At 61.6% G+C, this 18,368-nt stretch carries 15 protein-coding genes and 1 pseudogene; 3 read left to right on the top strand and 13 right to left on the bottom strand.

The features are described from left to right. Window positions 1-3 precede the first annotated feature (3 nt). The 7 genes from ACZYTC_RS31440 to ACZYTC_RS31410 form a co-directional block, all read right to left on the bottom strand. Entirely contained in the window at window positions 4-900 is an 897-nt protein-coding gene (locus tag ACZYTC_RS31440; RefSeq protein WP_488991419.1) for an enoyl-CoA hydratase, read from the bottom strand. 93 nt (window positions 901-993) lie between these two features. Then, on the bottom strand, window positions 994-1,518 hold the full coding sequence (locus ACZYTC_RS31435; protein WP_488991418.1) for a thioesterase family protein: 525 nt from the start codon (window positions 1,516-1,518) through the stop codon (window positions 994-996). A gap of 5 nt (window positions 1,519-1,523) precedes the next feature. Beyond that, complete coding sequence (locus tag ACZYTC_RS31430; RefSeq protein WP_488991417.1) at window positions 1,524-2,225, bottom strand: ABC transporter ATP-binding protein; 702 nt, start codon at window positions 2,223-2,225, stop codon at window positions 1,524-1,526. Continuing rightward, window positions 2,218-4,020: a branched-chain amino acid ABC transporter ATP-binding protein/permease gene (locus tag ACZYTC_RS31425; protein WP_488991416.1), complete on the bottom strand. Its 1,803-nt coding sequence runs from the start codon at window positions 4,018-4,020 to the stop codon at window positions 2,218-2,220. The genes ACZYTC_RS31430 and ACZYTC_RS31425 overlap by 8 nt, the downstream gene beginning before the upstream one ends. A 2-nt stretch (window positions 4,021-4,022) precedes the next feature. Next, window positions 4,023-4,901, bottom strand: coding sequence for a branched-chain amino acid ABC transporter permease (locus ACZYTC_RS31420; RefSeq protein ID WP_434960462.1), 879 nt, complete (start codon window positions 4,899-4,901; stop codon window positions 4,023-4,025). Between the two features lie 147 nt (window positions 4,902-5,048). Continuing rightward, window positions 5,049-5,894, bottom strand: a complete 846-nt coding sequence (locus tag ACZYTC_RS31415; RefSeq protein ID WP_488991415.1) for a sugar phosphate isomerase/epimerase family protein — start codon at window positions 5,892-5,894, stop codon at window positions 5,049-5,051. Window positions 5,895-5,956: 62 nt separating this feature from the next. Further along, a complete protein-coding gene (locus ACZYTC_RS31410) occupies window positions 5,957-6,970 on the bottom strand; it encodes an SMP-30/gluconolactonase/LRE family protein (protein WP_434960460.1) in 1,014 nt (337 codons plus the stop codon). A 284-nt stretch (window positions 6,971-7,254) separates the two neighbouring features. Here ACZYTC_RS31410 and ACZYTC_RS31405 point away from each other — a divergent pair, with 284 nt between their 5' ends. Together ACZYTC_RS31405 and ACZYTC_RS31400 are read left to right on the top strand one after the other, a co-directional pair. Further along, window positions 7,255-8,688, top strand: a complete 1,434-nt coding sequence (locus ACZYTC_RS31405) for an NAD(P)/FAD-dependent oxidoreductase (protein WP_434960459.1) — start codon at window positions 7,255-7,257, stop codon at window positions 8,686-8,688. 103 nt (window positions 8,689-8,791) lie between these two features. After that, window positions 8,792-9,391 (top strand): LysE family translocator, encoded by a 600-nt coding sequence (locus ACZYTC_RS31400; RefSeq protein WP_488991414.1) that lies wholly within the window; start codon window positions 8,792-8,794, stop codon window positions 9,389-9,391. 109 nt (window positions 9,392-9,500) lie between these two features. Here ACZYTC_RS31400 and ACZYTC_RS31395 read toward each other — a convergent pair whose 3' ends face one another. After that, window positions 9,501-10,757 carry an MFS transporter gene (locus ACZYTC_RS31395; RefSeq protein ID WP_488991413.1) on the bottom strand — a complete coding sequence of 419 codons (1,257 nt, stop codon included), beginning with the start codon at window positions 10,755-10,757 and terminating at the stop codon, window positions 9,501-9,503. A gap of 105 nt (window positions 10,758-10,862) precedes the next feature. On the opposite strand from ACZYTC_RS31395, the gene ACZYTC_RS31390 reads away from it, so the two are divergent. Then, the gene (locus ACZYTC_RS31390) at window positions 10,863-11,648 is read left to right on the top strand and encodes an AraC family transcriptional regulator (protein ID WP_434960456.1); all 786 of its coding nucleotides are present in this window, start codon (window positions 10,863-10,865) and stop codon (window positions 11,646-11,648) included. 219 nt (window positions 11,649-11,867) lie between these two features. Here ACZYTC_RS31390 and ACZYTC_RS31385 read toward each other — a convergent pair whose 3' ends face one another. The 5 genes and pseudogenes from ACZYTC_RS31385 to ACZYTC_RS31365 all read right to left on the bottom strand — a co-directional run bounded on the left by ACZYTC_RS31385 (window position 11,868) and on the right by ACZYTC_RS31365 (window position 18,306). Beyond that, window positions 11,868-13,304, bottom strand: a complete 1,437-nt coding sequence (locus ACZYTC_RS31385) for an NAD(P)(+) transhydrogenase (Re/Si-specific) subunit beta (protein WP_434960455.1) — start codon at window positions 13,302-13,304, stop codon at window positions 11,868-11,870. Window positions 13,305-13,314: 10 nt separating this feature from the next. After that, window positions 13,315-14,886, bottom strand: a complete 1,572-nt coding sequence (locus ACZYTC_RS31380) for a Re/Si-specific NAD(P)(+) transhydrogenase subunit alpha (RefSeq protein ID WP_434960454.1) — start codon at window positions 14,884-14,886, stop codon at window positions 13,315-13,317. A 717-nt stretch (window positions 14,887-15,603) separates the two neighbouring features. Continuing rightward, window positions 15,604-15,750, bottom strand: a pseudogene (locus ACZYTC_RS31375) (ribose ABC transporter permease); the annotation flags it as partial. Window positions 15,751-15,800: 50 nt separating this feature from the next. Continuing rightward, window positions 15,801-17,285 carry a mannitol dehydrogenase family protein gene (locus tag ACZYTC_RS31370; RefSeq protein WP_488991412.1) on the bottom strand — a complete coding sequence of 495 codons (1,485 nt, stop codon included), beginning with the start codon at window positions 17,283-17,285 and terminating at the stop codon, window positions 15,801-15,803. A 70-nt stretch (window positions 17,286-17,355) separates the two neighbouring features. Continuing rightward, complete coding sequence (locus ACZYTC_RS31365) at window positions 17,356-18,306, bottom strand: ABC transporter substrate-binding protein (RefSeq protein WP_441770823.1); 951 nt, start codon at window positions 18,304-18,306, stop codon at window positions 17,356-17,358. Window positions 18,307-18,368: the final 62 nt, after the last annotated feature.

Here is an 18,368-nt window from a genome sequence, read left to right as displayed (position 1 = left end):
GGCCTATCCCTCGCCGGCCTGCTTCTTGTTGGCGGCCGCCATGCTCCTGGCGTCCTGCCCTCCCAGCGTATCGCCGGTGGTCAGGTCGTTCTGAGCATGAGCGAAGTGGTGCATGTGGTAGTGCGCATCCATGGCGCTGCGCTTGCCGCGCAGGTCCTCGACATGGTTGATCGCCTGCTTGGAGAGCCAGAGGCCGAGACGAGGATGGCCTGCGAGCTTGCCGGCCATGGCGCGGCCTTCAGCCTCGAGGTCGTCGCGGGCCACCACCTTGTTGACCATGCCGAAACGCTCGGCGCGAGCAGCCGGCATGCGCTCGCCCATCATGAGGAATTCCTTGGCCACGCGCGGCGGCAGCTCGAAGGCATGCGCGAAATATTCGACGCCCGGAATGCCCATGCGCACGACCGGGTCCTGGAAAAAGGCATCGTCGGTCGCGATGATGAAATCACAGACCCAGGCAAGCATCAGACCACCGGCGACGCAAGCCCCCTGCACCAGCGCAATCGTCGGCTTGGGCATGTCGCGCCAGCGCCGGCACATGCCGAGATAAACCTCATGCTCGCGGGTATAGAGCATTTCGGCCGCCGGCTTGTTGACGTGATCGGCCCACATCAGGCGCCGGTCGAACGTCTTGCTGACATCGCGCCCCGGCGTGCCGATGTCATGGCCCGCCGAAAAATGCTTGCCGGCACCGTTGAGAATGATGACCCTGACTGCATCGTCGTCCACCGCCCGCTTGAAGGCGTCGTCGAGCGCGTAGGTCATCTGCGAGTTCTGGGCATTGTTGAACTGGGGGCGGTTCATCGTCACCCAGGCAACCGGCCCCTCGGTCTCGTAGAGAACCGGCCGCTCGGTCTCATAGGCGATGTCTGCCTTACGCGGCTCCACCAGATCGCTCATGTCAGGATTTCCGCCGACAATTCAATTTACTAGCTGGCGAGACACTACGACCGCCGCCAGAAGCCGCAATCGTCCAAAGAGACTAGCAAAGCCCTACTGCCCAAAGGTCCGCACCACACCCTTCGGGCGCGCCAACCGTCCATGTTCGGCGGCAAGCCGGATCAGGGGAGCCGTCACCTCGCTGTCGAGAATCTTGGCGGCCTTGCGTAATCGCAGATCCACGTGGATCGACACCCCCTCGGCCGTCGCCGCACGGTAGTCCTGGTCGACATTCCACAATTCGTGAAAATGGTGGATGCGCTTGAGGTCGGTCCACAACACGAGGCTGCGCACTTCCAACCGCCCACCCAGCATCAGTTCGCGCTCATAGCGAACAGTTTTTTCGAGACGAAAGATGCTGTAGTTCGTTCTGCGGATATAGGCATCGCGAATGCCGAAAACATCGAACAGGTCGCTTTCGGCGCTGTCGAACACGCCATCGTACCAGGACACGTTCATGTGACGGTTCACATCGAGCCAATGCGGCTCGACCGCGCCGCGAAAGCTGACATAGGGCCGCGGATCGCCCCCAGCCAGCGCGACCGTCCTATCGGCCTGCTCGTCCATGCCGCCTTTCATCCGGCCTACTCCGCGGCCACGGATGCGCCGAGCATGCCGTCGAGCTCGGGAGCCAGGCACGAGAACTTCACCTGCCCGCGCTCGATGATCATGGCGCGATCAGCAAAGGGCGCCGTTACTCCCAGATGCTGTTCCACGATGACGACCGCGGTACCGGTCTCTGCCCAACGACGCAGGAAAGCCAGGATCGGCGGGAGCAATGCCTGGGCGAGCCCCATCGAGGGTTCGTCGCACAACAACACTTTGGGCTGGGCGATGAAGGCCTGCCCAAGCGCGAGCATCTGCTGCTGCCCTCCCGACAGGTCGCGAGCATAGAGCTTGTGCTTTTCCTTCAGGACCGGGAAGACCGAGTAGATCTCCTCCACGGCATGATTGAAGCCGGCACGGTCACCGCGGCGAGCCGCCGCTCCCATGCGCAGATTGTCGAAGACGCTGAGCTCCGGGAAGACGCGGTGCCCGTCCAGCACCAGACGCAGGCCCGATTGCGCGATCCTCTCGGGAGCAAGCCCGCAGATCGGCCTGCCATCAAGCAGGATCTCTCCGCCGTCCGGCTTGTTGAAGCCGGCAAGCGCTCGCATCAATGTCGATTTTCCGGCACCGTTCTCGCCGCCGATGAGCAGGATCTCGCCTGCCTTGGCGATGAGGCTGACATCCCGCAGCACTGGAATGGTGCCGTAGCCGGCGACCAGGTTCTTGACCTCAAGCATGGCGTGGACTCACGAACATATGCTGCACCGCCGGATCTTTGGCGACCACATCTGGCTTGCCCGAACAAACCACTTTGCCCTGATCCAGCACGGTGATGGTATCGGCAATGCCCCACACCAGATCGAGATCATGTTCGACCAGCACCATGGTCTTGCCCATCTGCCGGCTGAGGAACCTGACCAGATTGGCGAAATTGGCCCGCTCGCTGGGAGATAAACCGGCGGCCGGTTCGTCGAACAGCACGATCGGAGCCTCCTTCAGCACCGTGCGCATCACCTCCACCAAACGGCGCTGGCCGTGCGACAGCAGGCCGGCGCTATCCTGGCCGAAGCTTTCCTCCAGGGTCCTCGCCAGTGCCGCAATGTTGGTGCTCGCGGGGCCGACCCGGGCATCCATGCCGATCTTCAAATTATCCCACAGCGACATCTGGCTGAAGATGCGCGGTGCCTGGAAGGTACGGCCCAGGCCCAGATTGGCGATGCGATCGGCGGCCATTCGGGTCGCGTCGAAGCCGTTGATCGTGAAGGAGCCGGCGTTCAGCCTGGAAAGGCCGCTCAGCACGTTGAGAAGGCTGGTCTTGCCCGAGCCGTTGGCGCCGATCAGGCCATGCACCTCACCCTTGCGGACCTTGAGCGTGACGGCGTTCACCGCAATAACCTCGCCGAACTTCTTGGTGCCGCCGCGGACCTCGATGGCGGTCTCTTCGGTCGGCTCGCGCGAGCCCTTGCCGGACTGCAGGTCGGCCAGGAAGCCATCGATGCGAAAGGCGTGCTCGCCTCCGCCCTGCTGCTTTCGTTTCGCACGCAGGCGCTCGATGGAGCCGACGATGCCATCCGGGAAGGCCATCACCGCCAGGAGCGTCAAGGTGCCGTACATCAACAGGCGATATTCGACGAATTGGGCGAGCAGGATATTGGGCAGGATGAAGACGATCCAGATGCCGACGATTGGCCCAAGCATCTGGCCGCGCCCGCCCACCACGACGGCGAAGAAGAACACGAAAGACAGCTCGATGTTGAAGCCCTGCGGGCTCACAAAGGCGACCGTGGGCAAATAGAGGATCCCGCACAGGCCCGTGCCGACCGCCGTGAGCACGAAGGCGAGAAAGCGCATCACACCCGGCTTGATGCCAAGGGAGCGAGCCGCCTCGGGGCTGAGCGCAGCGATGAACATGCTCCGGCCGAGCTTCGAGCGGCGAACAGCATAATGCGCAAACAGCGCGACCATCGGAAGAACGCCGACCATGATCGCCAGCGGCGACATGCCGAGGATGGCCGGATTGGTCAGCGCGGGCACCGTGACGTTGATGCCGTTGATGCCGTTGGTCCAGGCATCGAGCGTAACCAGGAGCTGCGGGAAGACGATAGCCGCGCTCATGGTGACAAAACCCAGGTGGAAGCCTTGCACCCTGAGCGCCGGCAGGGCGAACAGCAGGCCGCCCAGGACCGAGCAGGCGACACCACCCAAGGCCGCAGTGGCGAAGGACCAGCCATGCAAGCCATAGAGAATGGCGGCGCCATAGGCCGCGAGACCGAGAATGGCGCCCTGGCCGAATGACTTCTGCCCCGCGTCGACGAACAGCATGTTCTGGAAGATTGCCGCGGCAATATAGATGTTCACCAGCTGGAACGTATGGATCCAGTAGGAATTGCCGACGATCAAGGGGCCGAAACCGGTTACCGCAATGAGCGCGACGCCGATCCAGACCTGCGCAAGATCGGAGTTGAAGCGGCCCTTGGCCTTGGCATTCGTCACGGGAACAGGATCGGTGTGGACGTTCAGGGCTGTCTGCATGGTCACACGCGCCTTGCGCTGGCGCGCCCGAACAAGCCCTGCGGCCTGAACATCAGGATCAGGACCAGAACCAGCAAGGACGCCAGATCCTGATAGGCCCCGCCGAGCTTGTAGGCGGTGAGCATCGCCACGATACCGACCAGGGGCCCACCGATCAGCGTGCCTGCATTGGAGCCGATACCGCCGACGACCGCGGCCACGAAACCATTCAGCACATATTTCAGGCCGGCATCCGGGCTGACGGAGATGACCGGAGCGACCAGAAAACCGACCGTTCCCACCATCAGGCCGCTGATGCCGAACGAAATGAGTTGAAGGCGACGCACCGGCAGTCCCGCCGCTCGGGCAGCATCGAAATCCTGCGACAGGGCGCTGATGGCGAGGCCGGTGAAGGTGTGGCGCAGGAAGAAGCGCAATGCACAGAACCAGAATAGCATGGCCCCGATCGCCAACGCATAAGCACCGGGCGTGCGGGTTCCGAAAATGCGAAAACTCGGCACCACATTGGATACCGAATAAGCGAACGGTCCTTGCGTGATCATCAGGAGGGCGGCGACGATGACCGACACCGAGACCGTGGAGATCAGCCAGCTATCCTGCTCGACGGACGAGCGGAGCGGCAGGAGAGTGAGATAGCCCTGGAAGGTAACGAGGACGGCGATGGCAAGGCCCGTTACCAGCAGCATCACGCTCCATTGGCCCAGGCCAACCTGGTTTGCCAGGAAATAGGCTGCGAACCCGCCCAGGATGAACATGTTGCCCTGGGCGAAATTGAAGATGTTCGTGGCGCCGTGGACGATGTTGAAGCTCATCGCGATGGTGGCGAAAATTGACCCGATGGCAATCCCGCGTATCGCGATGATCACGAGTTCACTGAGCATCGCATCGCCTCCCTGATTTCGAGGACGCAACGACTGCATCGGGGGCTCTAAGCCCACGAAGCAGACGGCGCATTTTTGCCAGCTTATGCAAAATTACCGCCTGCCTCGACATCGTTCGAACGGACTAGCAGCGGATAGTTTGATGGCTCAGCCCAGGCCACGCAGGCAGTTGCGCGCCGAGGCCAGCGATAGAGCCGCGGCCTCGGCTGCCGACCGTCCTGCCATATCCGTGGAAATGATCTCGATACTCAGGGGCACGGTCACGCCCATTTCGTCCAGGGTCGCAACAAAACGATCGAGCTCGAACGAACCCTGCCCGCACAGTTTGCGGTTCATCGTGTCGACGGCCAAGGCCCCGACCGGCACGCTGTCGGCGTCGTTGATCTGAACTGCCAGGATACGTTCCATCGGGATCTTTTTCATCTCGTCGAGCGCGAGGCCGGCACGGAAGAAATGCCAGCAATCGAGCACCAGGCCGGCATTGGCGATATCGTCGACGATTCCCAGAGCCGTGTCGATGTCGCGCACATTGCCCCAGGCGACCGGCTCCAGGGCAACTATCAGACCACAGCGGGCCGCCCGCTCGCAAAGCTCGCGAAATTTCAGGCGCATCACCGGCCCGGCTGTCCGGCGATCGGACAGATCCGGGCCGACATGAATAATCCGCGCACCCAGTGCCCTGGCCGCCTGGAAAGCGACTTCTTCGTTTGATCTGGCAAGCTCGCCTGCCTGGCCGCCCATGAACCACTCGGTCAGGAACTCAAGGGACAGATAGTCGATCCGGCCTGCAGCCAGCACGGCCCGCATGTCCTCGTCGCGCCATCCGCGCTCGCGCTGTTCGGCATAGTCGCGAAAATGCAGGCACATGCCGGCGTAGCCGGCTTCGGCGCACGCAGCCACCCTTTCGGCAAAACCATGGCGCGACGCTACCGCCCCGCCCGGCATCGTGCCGCTTATCGTATAGGAGCTGCAGATATATGGACGCGACCTCATCTTCCTTGGCCCTTGTCGACGGCGACGGACAAATCATCGAAGCGCATCGAGACTAGCCGCGCCTACCACAGGGAAGTATCGAGCTTGCGGCATACGATCGAATTGGCCTTGGCTGGGGGGAGATTCTTGAAGAAATTCAGATTGGTGACACACAGCTCGTCATTGACGAGTGCGATACTGGCGGGGGCTCCGAGGGGGGCCTCGAGCGGATTGCCGAGTTGCTGGCGCTTGCTGGCATCGGCGCTGACCTTCCATATCTCGCTGCGCGTGGTTTCTGTCAGATAGAAATTGCCGCTCCGATCCACTTCCAGACCATCCATATTGTCATAGCCGAAGGCCAGCATCTGGGCCTTGCCGGCACGGCCGTCGTCGAGGATCGGGACCCGCACGAGCATGGGGATGCCTCCCGTGACGCCGAACAGCGCCTTGCCATCGCGCGCCAGGGCTATGCCGTTCACGCCGACCGGGTAGCCGCTCAGGGAGCGGTCGCCCGGGCTGAACAAGCGATCCTTCGACCAGATCCGCGCCGCCTTTTGCTCGGGATCGATCTTCCAGATCGCCTGCAGGCTGAGGTCAGAAAGAAAAATCGTACCGTCCGGCGCATAGACCGGATCATCGGGAAAGCAGAACGGATATCCGTCCGCCCTGGTCACGATCGCTTCGACCTTTCCGGTCGTAATCGTTACGCGATAAAGGCCGGATTTGGTGACGGTCGCATCGCCACAGGCTTCGGCGGCAAGCTCGGCCTTTGCCGGCCAGGGGTAGCGTTCCGAATATTGAGAGAACGCCACATAAAGATGGTCCTTGCGATCCCAATCGATGCCGACCGTGCTGCCCTTGGCATCGCCGATGACATCACGCAGATCGGCAACCTTGCTGACCCGGCCATCCCCGGTCACCCGCATGATCCGACCGGAATGAAACAGGCTGACGAAGAGATTGCCGTCCGCGTCTGCGACCAGGCCCTCAGGCGCATCGTCGAATTGCGCCAATATCCGCCATTGCGATGCCCGAGCCGACGTCCACGACAGTGAAATCATCAGCGCGAGCAGCGCCCTATGCAGTAATGCCGACATGCCGCGCGCCTCATTCGAGAGACAATACCGGCCAAGCTAACGTCGGCCGCATCCGGAGCATCGTCCGGTTGGACTAGCTCCCTGCCAGACGGCCGCCGGATCATCCGCCGCTCAACGCCGCCGCCAGCCAAGAAGAACGCAATACATATTGTCCGAACGGACGATACCGGCTCTCACTTGCAGAATTATCGTCAATTCGGGCGCCCGTACTACCGAGGCTCGATAGGACTTCAAATCCGCCGCCCTTTCTACATCTAGCCTCGCGAAACGCACAGGAGACCTAGATGATACCAAATACAACAGATGTACTTGTGATTGGTGGAGGTCCAGCCGGCTCGACGGTTGCCACCATCCTCGCCGGTCATGGCGTACAGACGACGGTTCTGGAACGAGACGTGTTTCCGCGGTACCACATTGGTGAATCTCTCCTCGCATCCCTGATGCCCATGCTCGATGCGATTGGCGCCAGCGAGAAGATCAAGCAACATGGCTTCGTTGAAAAACCCGGCGGCTACTTCAACTGGGGTAACGAGAAATGGTCTTTCCGCTTTGACGAGATCGAAGGCGCGCCCCAGCACTCGTACCAGGTAAAACGGTCCGAATTCGACAAGCTTCTGCTGGATCATGCAGCCGAAAACGGCGCGGACATCCATCAAAACGTGAAAGTCACCAATATCGAATTCGAGAATGGCCGGGCTGTTGGCGCCAGCTATCTCGATCGTGGCTCGGAGACGCGGGGCACCATCCGCTTCAAATATCTTGTCGACTGTTCGGGGCGCAGCGGCATCATCGCCAACGACTACAGGAAGGACCGCCAATTCCATAACGTCTTCAAGAATGTGGCCGTCTGGTCGTACTGGACCGGGACAAACCTGAACTATGACAACCTGCCGCCCGGCTCGACGCGCATCATTTCGATCGAGGCGGGATGGATATGGTTCATCCCGCTCAATGACGGCACCGTCAGCGTCGGCACGGTGATTACCCGCGACCAGTTGAGAAAAGAACGCGAGGACGGCCGTTCTGCCGAACAGGTCTACGATCATCTGTTGGCCAACAATGACGAGGCCAAGATCATCCTGAAAGATGCCAAGCGCAACGACATCAGGATGGAGACCGACTACTCCTACACCTCGGAACGGTTTTCCGGGCCCGGCTATTTCATGTGCGGCGATTCAGCCTGCTTCCTCGATCCCCTGCTATCGAGCGGCGTGCATCTGGCGATGATGTCGAGCCTCGTCGCCGGTGCTTCGATCGCCAGCATCTTCAAGGGAAAGGTCGACGAAGACCGGGCGGTCAACTTCTTCGAAACGAGCTACCGGCAAGCCTATCTTCGCTTCCTGATGATGGTGTCCTCGTTCTATGACCTGAACAAGGGACAGGACGGCTATTTCTGGGAAGCGCAGCATCTCACCTCCAAGGACTATTCCGATCAGGACATGAAGAAGGCATTTGTCAGCATCGTCTCCGGCGGGGCCGACTATACCGAGTTCAGCGACGGAAAATATGGCGAGCTCGTCGCCAAGAAGGTTGCCGAAAAGCTGCGGCAGGGCGTCGACATGCGTCGTGGTGCCGGTCAATTCGGCGAGGAAACGCGGCGCGAGAACATGCAGTTCATGGATGCCTTGAACGGACTGCACTTCCTGCAGGCCACTGCAGCGATCGACGGCCTCTATGTCGTCACCCGGCCCCAGATCATGCTCACCCAGGCGGCCTAGGGCCGAATGCCCGGACGTGGTCGGCGGTTTCCGACCACGTTGTCGGCCGGTTGGACCGAGCCGGCCATCGCATGGTGCCGTCACACAGCCATAGGTATCGGTAATGGAAAACTGGTTTGCGTTTTCACTCGCGGCCATGGCGCTGCTGTTCGTCCCAGGGCCAACCAACACGCTCATCGCGACCAATGGTGCCCTTATCGGCTTTCGCTCGACCATATTCTTGCTGCCTGCGGAACTGGCCGGCTACCTGACCGGCATACTCGGCTGGTCCTATGGCCTCGCCATCGCGGCACGCATCGTACCCGCGGCAACGACATATGCGGCGATAGCCGCATGCTGCGCCCTCTTCTACTCGGCAAGGAAATTGTGGGGATGGCACGAGCGAGGGCAGGCATCGGTCGGATCGGGCAGCCGCGACATTTTCCTCGTGACGCTCCTCAATCCCAAGGCACTCTTGTTCACGCTGTCGATCGTACCGCACCTGCGTGACGGCCAGATATTGGCCGCCCTTCCCTATCTTTGCTGGTTGTCGGTACTCGTCCCATCGGCAGGCCTCGTCTGGACTATGATCGGCGCCGGGCTCGCCTTGCGCTTCAGACTCATGGCGTCGTCGCGGTTGTTCGCCCGTATAGGGGCACTGGTGCTCCTGCTCTTTGCCGCTTCCCTCTTCGTATCTACGGTGGTCAAAGCCTTCGACCGGTGATCCCGCGCGCGCTCTCGCGCACGTGGGCTCGCTATCCATGGGATTTGTGCCCGAACTTCTGTTCAAGGCTCAGATGCCGCACAGCAAAGTGAGCGCCGCCGCCAGCCCCTCATGCCTGCGATGACTCGTGCCCCCGCAGGTTCGGCAGCAACACCGTGAGAATGCCGAGTGCCGGCAGGAAGGCACAGAGCTGGAACATGAAGTCGATGCCGGTCCGGTCCGCTAACGTGCCGAGTGCGGCTGCCCCGATGCCACCGATCCCGAAAATGAAGCCGAAGAACAGGCCCGATACCATGCCCACACGGCCCGGCATCAGCTCCTGTCCATAGACCACGATCGCCGGGAAGGCAGAGGAGATCACGAAGCCGATGATCACGCTCAGCACGGTGGTTGCGGTCAGGCCGACATGCGGCAGCAGCAGGGTGAATGGCAGCACGCCAAGGATCGAAACCCAGATCACGACTTTGCGTCCGAGCCTGTCACCGATCGGCCCGCCGGCAATGGTACCGGATGCGACGGCCGCGAAGAAGACGAACTGATAGATCTGGGCCGTCTGCGTGGCCAAGCCGAATTTGTCCTTGAGATAGAAGATGTAATAGCTCGTGAAGCTGGCGAGATAGATATATTTTGAAAAAAGCAGCGCGATCAGTACGGCCATCGCCCGCGAAACCTGACCGCGTGTCAGTGTCGGATGATGGCCGGGAGCCTTGTGCGATGCCCGCTTTGCGTGACCGTTGAGCTGATACCAATGCCCCAGCGCCGTCAGGATGATGATGCCGGCAAGAGCGGCGAGCGCGAACCAGGCGAGCCCGGCCTGTCCACGAGGCAGCACGAAGAAGGCGGCCGCCAAGGGACCGAGCGCCGATCCGAAATTGCCGCCGACCTGAAACAGCGATTGCGCCAGACCATGGGCGCCGCCGGACGCCAGGCGAGCAATGCGCGACGTTTCCGGATGGAAGATCGAGGAGCCTAGGCCGAGCAACATGGCGCCGATCAGCAGCACGCCATAATTGGGTGCGAAGGCGAGCGTCAGCAAACCCGACATCGATGAAGCCATGCCCACAGGCAGGGAATATGGCATGGGCCGGCGATCGGTATAGTAACCGATGAAGGGCTGAAACAGCGATGCCGTGATCTGGTAGATGAAGGTCAGAAAACCGACCTGTGCGAAGCTGAGTGCGAAATTGCCCTGAAGGATCGGATAGACGGCGGGCAGGAGCGCCTGCAGCATGTCATTCAGCAAATGGCAAAAACTCGCCGCCCCCAAGACGGTGAATACCGTCTTTGTCCTTGTCTGCGGTTGGGGGAGTGTATGTTGACGCGGTAGAGTTCGGGTAGACACGGGAAAATCCTCGGAGAAAGCCATCGCCGATCGGAACGGAGAGCTTGTGTTCGGCCGATCGGAAGCGTACCGAGTGGCCATGCGGCCTGCCACCAATGTTGGGCCAAAATCCTACGAGAGTGGGCCAACATGCGGGACATTCATATCGACACCGTCGATCACATCCCTCGGCCGATTATCGCGATCGGCCGAGATTATCCGGATGGCTTCATCGTCCCGCCTCACCATCACCGACGCGGGCAGTTGATTTCCGGCGCGTCCGGCGTCGTCGTGCTTGCGACACCGGACGGTACCTGGGTCATGCCTCCGCAACGCGGAATGTGGATTCCACCCGGCACGACCCATCACGTTCGCATGGTCGGCGTGGTCGGCATGCAAAGCCTGTATCTCGAGCCTGACGCGGTTCCGAGCATGCCTGCCCACTGCCAGGTCGTCGGCATTTCGCCGTTCATGCGAAGCCTTATGACCGAGGCGCTCAGCCTACCACTCGAATACGACCTCGATAGCCGCTCCGGCGCACTGATGGAGTTGATACGCCATGAAATGCAGCAAATGCCGGCCCTGCCGCTTTCGCTGAATTACCCCTCGCACGGCCCGCTGGCTCTCCGCTGCCGACGTTTCGTCGAACGACCGAACATTCACGAGCAAATCGACGACTGGAGCACAGCGCTCGGCATGAGCCGGCGCACGTTCACGCGCGTTTTTCGGCTCGAGACGGGTCTCAGTTTCCTGGCCTGGCGCCAGCAGGCCTGTCTATTATTTGCCATGCCCCGTCTGGCGGCGGGCGAGCCCGTCACGACGGTTGCGATCGACCTGGGCTACGAAAACCCGGCCGCATTCACGATCATGTTCAAGCGCGCCTTCGGCAGTCCGCCCCTCACCTATCTTGGGATGCGTACCAGCCGCGCGAACTGAAAAAAGGCCAAGAAACCCTGATACTGCGAAGGCCTCTTGCGAGCCTTGAATGATGATCTTGGAAAACGGCCTCGCACCCTCGGCCAATTTCTATGCTGCTTCACAGTGCCAGGGACCGGTGAATGTCGAACACCGCAATTCCTCGGGAGGAAGCCTCCGGTCGCTCCCATATGCCGGGAGCGACCTTTGCCATGTATATTCCGATATCGCCCCGTTGGATCAGGCCAGCATGGGCAGGAGCTGGTCGATCGACTTCTTGGCGTCACCGTAGAACATGCGCGTGTTCTCCTTGAAGAACAGCGGGTTCTCGATGCCCGAATAGCCGGTACCCTGGCCGCGCTTGGAGACGAAGACGGTCTTGGCCTTCCACACTTCGAGCACCGGCATGCCGGCGATCGGACTGCCCGGATCCTCCTGGGCTGCCGGATTGACGATGTCGTTGGAGCCGATGACGATGACCACGTCGGTGGAGGGGAAGTCCTCGTTGATCTCGTCCATCTCCAGCACGATATCGTAGGGCACCTTGGCCTCGGCGAGCAGCACGTTCATGTGGCCAGGTAGCCGGCCCGCCACCGGATGGATGGCAAAGCGCACGTTCTTGCCGGCGGCGCGCAGCTTGCGCGTCAGCTCGCTGACCGACTGCTGGGCCTGGCTGACCGCCATGCCGTAGCCGGGCACGATGATGACGCTTTCGGCATCGTTGAGCGCTGACGCCACGCCGTCGGCATCGATGGCGACCTGCTCGCCCTCGATCTGCATGGTCGATTGCTGTTGGCCGCCGAAGCCGCCGAGAATGACCGACACGAAGGAGCGGTTCATCGCCTTGCACATGATGTAGGACAGGATCGCGCCCGACGAGCCCACCAGCGCGCCGGTGACGATCAGGAGGTCGTTGCCCAGCGTGAAGCCGATCGCCGCCGCCGCCCAGCCCGAATAGGAGTTGAGCATCGACACCACCACCGGCATGTCAGCCCCGCCGATGCCCATGATCAGGTGCCAGCCGATGAAACCGGCAGCGAGCGTAATCAACAAAAGCGCCCACAGCCCGGCGCCCATGCAATAGGCGATGCCCAGAACCAGGCAGAGCAGTGCTGCCCCGGCATTGAGGGCATGGCCGCCAGGATATTTCTGGGCCTTGCCGTCGATCTTGCCGGCCAGCTTGCCGAAGGCCACGATCGAGCCGGTGAAGGTGACCGCGCCGATGAAGATGCCGAGGAAGACTTCCACCTTCAGCATGGCGATCTCGGCCGAGGTCTTGTGCGCCAGCACCGCCGCAAAGCCCGTGAAGGTCTCTGCCGTACCGGAGGCATGAGCCGCGACCACATCCTGCAGCGTGATCTCGGCATTGATGCCGATGAACACCGCGGCAAGGCCCACGAAGGAGTGCAAGGCAGCCACCAGCTGCGGCATTTCCGTCATCTGCACGCGATTGGCGACATACCAGCCGGCCAGCGCGCCAAAGGCGATCATCACCACCGTCAGATAGAAATGGCCCGAGCCGGCGCCAAACAGGGTGGCGAGCACCGCCAGCGCCATGCCGATGATGCCGTACCAGACGGCGCGCTTGGCGCTCTCCTGCCCCGACAGGCCGCCGAGCGACAGGATGAAGAGAATGGCGGCAACAACATAGATCGCCGTGGTCAATCCGTATTCCATGGCGATCCCCTTACGACTTCTGGAACATGGCGAGCATGCGCCGGGTGACGAGGAAGCCGCCGACGACGTTGATCGAGGCGATCAGTACCGAAATCGCCGAAAGAAGGATCACCCACCACGATCCGAACCCTATTTGCAGCAGTGCGCCCAGGATGACGATGCCGGAGATCGCGTTGGTGACCGCCATCAGGGGCGTGTGCAGCGAGTGACTGACATTCCAGATCACCTGGAAGCCGATGAAGCAGGCCAGCACGAAGACGATGAAATGGCCGAGGAAGCTGGGCGGCGCATAGAGGCCGACGATCAGCATCAGCACGGCGCCGATGCCGAGCAGGGTGAACTGCGAGCGGGTCTGTGCCCTGAAGTCGGCGCGTTCCTTGGCCCGCTTTTCCTCCAAGGTCAGCTCCTTAGCTTTCTCCTTCGGCTTTTGCGCGGCAATGGCCGCGATCTTGGGCGGCGGCGGCGGGAAGGTGATGGCACCATCCCGCGTGACGGTCGCGCCGCGGATCACGTCATCCTCCATATTGTGGTTGATGATGCCGTCCTTGGCAGGTGTCAGGTCGGCGATGAAGTGGCGGACATTGTTGGCGTAGAGCTCGGAAGCCTGCGCGCCCATGCGGCTGGGGAAGTCGGTATAGCCGACGATGGTGACGCCATTCTCGCTGACGATCTTCTCGTTCGGCACGGTCAAGTCGCAATTGCCGCCGCGTTCGGCGGCAAGGTCCACCACGACCGAGCCGTTCTTCATCGCCGCCACCATGTCGGCGGTCCACAGCTTCGGAGCGTCGCGGCCGGGGATCAGGGCCGTGGTGATGACGACATCGACCTCGGGCGCCTGTGCGCGAAACAGCTCGAGTTGTTTGGCCCGGAATTCGGGCGATGAGGGCGCGGCATAGCCACCCGTCGAAGCGCCATCCTGCTGGTCGGAGAAATCGAGGAAGAGGAACTCGCCACCCATCGACTCGATCTGCTCGGCGACTTCAGGCCGAACGTCGAAGGCGCGCACGATCGCCCCGAGCCCGCGGGCTGCGCCGATCGCGGCAAGGCCTGCGACGCCGGCGCCGATCACCAGTACCTTAGCCGGCGGCACCTTGCCGGCGGCAGTGACCTGCCCGGTGAAGAAGCGCCCGAAATTGTTGGCAGCCTCGATTACCGCCCGATAGCCGGCGATATTGGCCATCGAGGACAAGGCGTCCATCTTCTGGGCGCGCGAGATGCGGGGTACCATGTCCATGGCCACCGCGGTGACGCCCTTGTCCTTCGCGTGCTGGAGCAGTTCCTGGTTCTGGCCTGGGTAGAAGAAGGAAATCAGCGTCTGGTCGCTCTTCATGCGCTCCAGTTCCGCATCGCTGGGCTGGCGTACCTTGGCCACCACGTCGACGGCCTCGACGAGATCGGCGGCAGAATTGGCCACCACGACGCCCGCCTTCACATAGTCGGCATCGCCAAAACCGGAAGCAGTTCCAGCGCCGGCCTCGACAAAGACTTCATGGCCCAGCTTGGCAAGGTGCGCCGCGGACGACGGGGTCACCGCAACCCGCGTCTCACCCGCCCATATTTCTTTCAGTGCGCCTATCTTCATTCCACTCCCCTGCGCCAGCACTCCCACCGGCATCCTTCGATGTTCAGTTTTGATGGATCGCCAATATTTAGCTTCGGCTTATGTCGTGGGGTCAAGTCCATGTCGACGACCCATACACACTTTGACCTTATACCAAGCCCCGGAGATGCTGGCGCAACGGGGGTTTGAACACCTGACGATCTCAGACACCAAATCGACGATTTGGCAAAAATCGTTGGACGGAACCAGGAGTTATTGAAAATGCCTCTTGCTATAAGAGTCTTTTAGAGCACCACCCTCGACAACCGATAGGAGCCGTCGAGAAGGCCGCAAAATTATCGGGATAGGCCTGCATCAGCTCGGCCCTCGGCTTGGCAACGTCCAAGATTGGCGGACTTGGTGGCAATTACGGCGATCGCCTCGCCGCCGGCCAAGCACATCGGCGAGAATCCGCACCCACAGCGCGTTGCGGGCTCCATCCCCGATCACCGCCACTTCGCCAGGAGCGATGCCGGCTTAGGCAAGGCAGGCCGCGATAGGGAGGGAGAGCCTGCTCGCTCCCAGCCAGCACGATCTCGTATGCGTCGACGACGATGATGCGGTCGTTTCTGGTTTTCATTGTTGAGATCACGCAATGAAGCCGTTTCGTGGGCTCTCTCGAAAAAAAAGGGCCACGCGCCCAAGGACAGGGCAAATTCTTGGGCGGGCCCTATCGACCTCACGAGTGAGTATCGATTTCTATGTCCGGGCGTCGCCGGAAGATCGCAGGCGGTCGAGAGCGACGGCTCCGATGTTGATCACGCCCTTAATGATGAACTGCCCGATGTCGGAGACACCGATCAGGATCAGGCCGTTGGAGAGCACGGCGATGATCAGGGCGCCGACCGCATTTCAAGGAAGGCTTGCCTCTGGCCTGCGTTCATCCTGCCCCCAACTCAATGCCGTGATCTCAGCAGTTGCACCAATGTTGCTGCAGCGCCCTGCTCTGCCAGAGCCCCTAGGGATTTGAGATAGGCCGCAACGAAGGCCGAGCTTCGGCGAAGACCCAGGCTGGCAAAAGCCTCGATGTCGAGCACGGCCAAGGGATCGCCACCCTTCAGCCTCTGCCAATCGGCTGTGCCGATGCGCGGTTCGAAAATCTCGAAGGCAACGCCCTGATCATCCACGCCGCCTAGATAGCGGGCAAAGCAGGCAAGCAGGAAGGCCTCGCGGTCGAGCTCGCCACCGCCGGCAAGCAACTGGCCGATCGTCTTGCCGTGGAAGACCACGATTTTGGAGGCGCCGTCGCCGGCCACCCTGAGGAGCTGGTCCTTGATCGCGGGATTGGCGAAACGTTCGATCACCTTGTCGGTGAAGTCTTTCGTCGAATAGCCGGCGGGCGGTTCGACCAGGCGCCGGACGTCTCGCTCCCAGAAGGCGTGGAGAAGGCGGGGAATGTCGGGGTAGCGCATGCCTTCGTCGACCAGGCGGGCACCCATCAGCAAGGATGGATAGCACATCAGCATATGGGCGGCGTTGGAGAGCCTCCCCTTCACCGCGACATAGGCCGGCACCTCACCGCTGAACACCACCCCGGCCAGTTCGAGCTGCGGCCGCCCGGCGCAGAAACGATCCTCCACCACCCAGCTCGTATAGGGTTCACAGGTGGCGGCGACGAGATCGTCGACGCCGATACCGGTGGTGATGCGTCGGCACTCGTCTTCCGGCACCTGCGGTGCGATGCGGTCGACCATCGAGTTGGGGAAGGCACCATTCGCCTCGATCCAATCGGCAAGACCGGGATCGAGAGCGCGGGCAAAACCGATCACGGCCAGACGCGAGGTGTCGCCATTGCGTGGGAGATTGTCGCAGGACATCACCGTGAAGGGCGGCAGCCCGGCTTGGCGCCGGCGCGCCAGCGCAGCCACGATATAGCCGAACACTGTCCGGGGCGGTCCGCCCGCCAGATCGTGGCGGATGTCGGGGGTATCGAGACGGAAAGCGCCGCTGGCTTCGTCGATATTGTAGCCGCCTTCGGTGATGGTGAGCGAGACGATGCGGGTCGCGGAATCAGCGAGGCGGGCGAGCACAGCTTCCGGATCCGCCGGAGCATGCAGATAGTCGATCATCGCCCCGACGACCTGCGTTTGCTTCGGCATCGACGAGGTGAGTTGCGTCACCGTGTAGAGATTGTTCTGCCGGCGATAGGCATCGGCCTTGGTGCGGGCAGCGGCACCATCCGTCAGGCCTACGCCGCAGATCGCCCAATCCTCATGTCCGGGATGATGGAGGCAGGCATCGATGGCGATTGCCTGGTGCACCCGATGGAAATTGCCGACCCCGAAATGCACGATCCCGGCCCGCAGCCGGCTCCGGTCGTAGATCGGCCTGGTCACGGTCGGGCCGAATGAGGCAAGTGTCGAAGTATTGAGCGGGAGCATGGGCCTGTACTTTCAGGATTGAAATGGCCTCCTCGGGCAGGAGGAGGCCATCTTGAGCCAGACGATGGTGTCAGTCATCGTGCTTAGTATTCCATCCCTTGTAGTCGCCGACATTTTCGCGGGTAACCAGGGCGGAGGGAATCAGAATAATGGGCTTCTCGGGCTTCTTGCCGTTGACCAGGTCCATTGCCGTCTGCGCCGAGACCTTGGGAATGGCATAGAAATCCTGGCTGGCCGAGGCCTTGATCATGTCCAGGGCCGGATCCTTCAAGGCGGACTCGATGTCGGGCGAGCCGTCGACGGACGTGATGAAGAACTCGCTGCGACCTGCCTGCTTGGCCGCGAGCGCCGTGCCGATAGCCTGCGGATCGTTGATGGTGAAGATCGCATCGATTTTGGGGAAGCGGGTCAGATAGCCCTGCGCCACCGCCATGCCGCCGTCGCGCGATCCCTTGCCGTCCTGGTCGTCCGACAGGATCTTGATGTCGGGATATTTGGCCAGGACCTGCTTGCAGCCCACCACACGGTCGATCACCGAAGAAACCTGCGGTCCGTTCTGGATGACGACATTGCCGGCGCCCTTGAGCTTGTCGGCGATATACTGGCAGGAAACACTGCCAGCCATGATATTGTCGGTCATTACTACGGCATCGGCTCCCTCGGCGGCCGTATCGAAGGCGACGACGGGAATACCGGCCGCCTGCGCCTTCTTGATGGCCGGGGTGATCGCGTTGGGATCGCCGGGATTGAGCAGGATGAAGTCGGCACCGGCAGCGATGAAATTATCGATCTGGTTGACCTGCTTGCCGAGGTCGTAGTCGTAGCCGACGGTGGTCACTTGTGCTTTGGGATAGGCCTTCTTGATGATCTGGGTCGCCGTGTTGGCGATGATCACGAAGCCGGGATTGCCGAGCGATCCCACCGATATACCCACCGATCTGACGTCCTTGGCCGAGGCTGGAGCAACCGCACCCATGGCCAAGGCAACGCCGGTCATTGCAAAGCCGGCGAGATAATTCATGGCTTTCACGTTTCCCTCCCTAATGAGATCGATCTCATTAGAATTTAATATTTAACATATAC

The organism is Labrys sp. F242 (assembly GCF_057813875.1).
This window is presented reverse-complemented; position numbering and strand designations above follow the sequence as displayed.

Coding starts and splice junctions, on each gene's coding strand:
- ACZYTC_RS31440 (WP_488991419.1), bottom strand. CDS start 900: ATGAGCGATCTGGTGGAGCCGCGTAAGGCAGACATCGCCTATGAGACC.
- ACZYTC_RS31435 (WP_488991418.1), bottom strand. CDS start 1,518: ATGAAAGGCGGCATGGACGAGCAGGCCGATAGGACGGTCGCGCTGGCT.
- ACZYTC_RS31430 (WP_488991417.1), bottom strand. CDS start 2,225: ATGCTTGAGGTCAAGAACCTGGTCGCCGGCTACGGCACCATTCCAGTG.
- ACZYTC_RS31425 (WP_488991416.1), bottom strand. CDS start 4,020: ATGCAGACAGCCCTGAACGTCCACACCGATCCTGTTCCCGTGACGAAT.
- ACZYTC_RS31420 (WP_434960462.1), bottom strand. CDS start 4,901: ATGCTCAGTGAACTCGTGATCATCGCGATACGCGGGATTGCCATCGGG.
- ACZYTC_RS31415 (WP_488991415.1), bottom strand. CDS start 5,894: ATGAGGTCGCGTCCATATATCTGCAGCTCCTATACGATAAGCGGCACG.
- ACZYTC_RS31410 (WP_434960460.1), bottom strand. CDS start 6,970: ATGTCGGCATTACTGCATAGGGCGCTGCTCGCGCTGATGATTTCACTG.
- ACZYTC_RS31405 (WP_434960459.1), top strand. CDS start 7,255: ATGATACCAAATACAACAGATGTACTTGTGATTGGTGGAGGTCCAGCC.
- ACZYTC_RS31400 (WP_488991414.1), top strand. CDS start 8,792: ATGGAAAACTGGTTTGCGTTTTCACTCGCGGCCATGGCGCTGCTGTTC.
- ACZYTC_RS31395 (WP_488991413.1), bottom strand. CDS start 10,757: ATGGCTTTCTCCGAGGATTTTCCCGTGTCTACCCGAACTCTACCGCGT.
- ACZYTC_RS31390 (WP_434960456.1), top strand. CDS start 10,863: ATGCGGGACATTCATATCGACACCGTCGATCACATCCCTCGGCCGATT.
- ACZYTC_RS31385 (WP_434960455.1), bottom strand. CDS start 13,304: ATGGAATACGGATTGACCACGGCGATCTATGTTGTTGCCGCCATTCTC.
- ACZYTC_RS31380 (WP_434960454.1), bottom strand. CDS start 14,886: ATGAAGATAGGCGCACTGAAAGAAATATGGGCGGGTGAGACGCGGGTT.
- ACZYTC_RS31370 (WP_488991412.1), bottom strand. CDS start 17,285: ATGCTCCCGCTCAATACTTCGACACTTGCCTCATTCGGCCCGACCGTG.
- ACZYTC_RS31365 (WP_441770823.1), bottom strand. CDS start 18,306: ATGAATTATCTCGCCGGCTTTGCAATGACCGGCGTTGCCTTGGCCATG.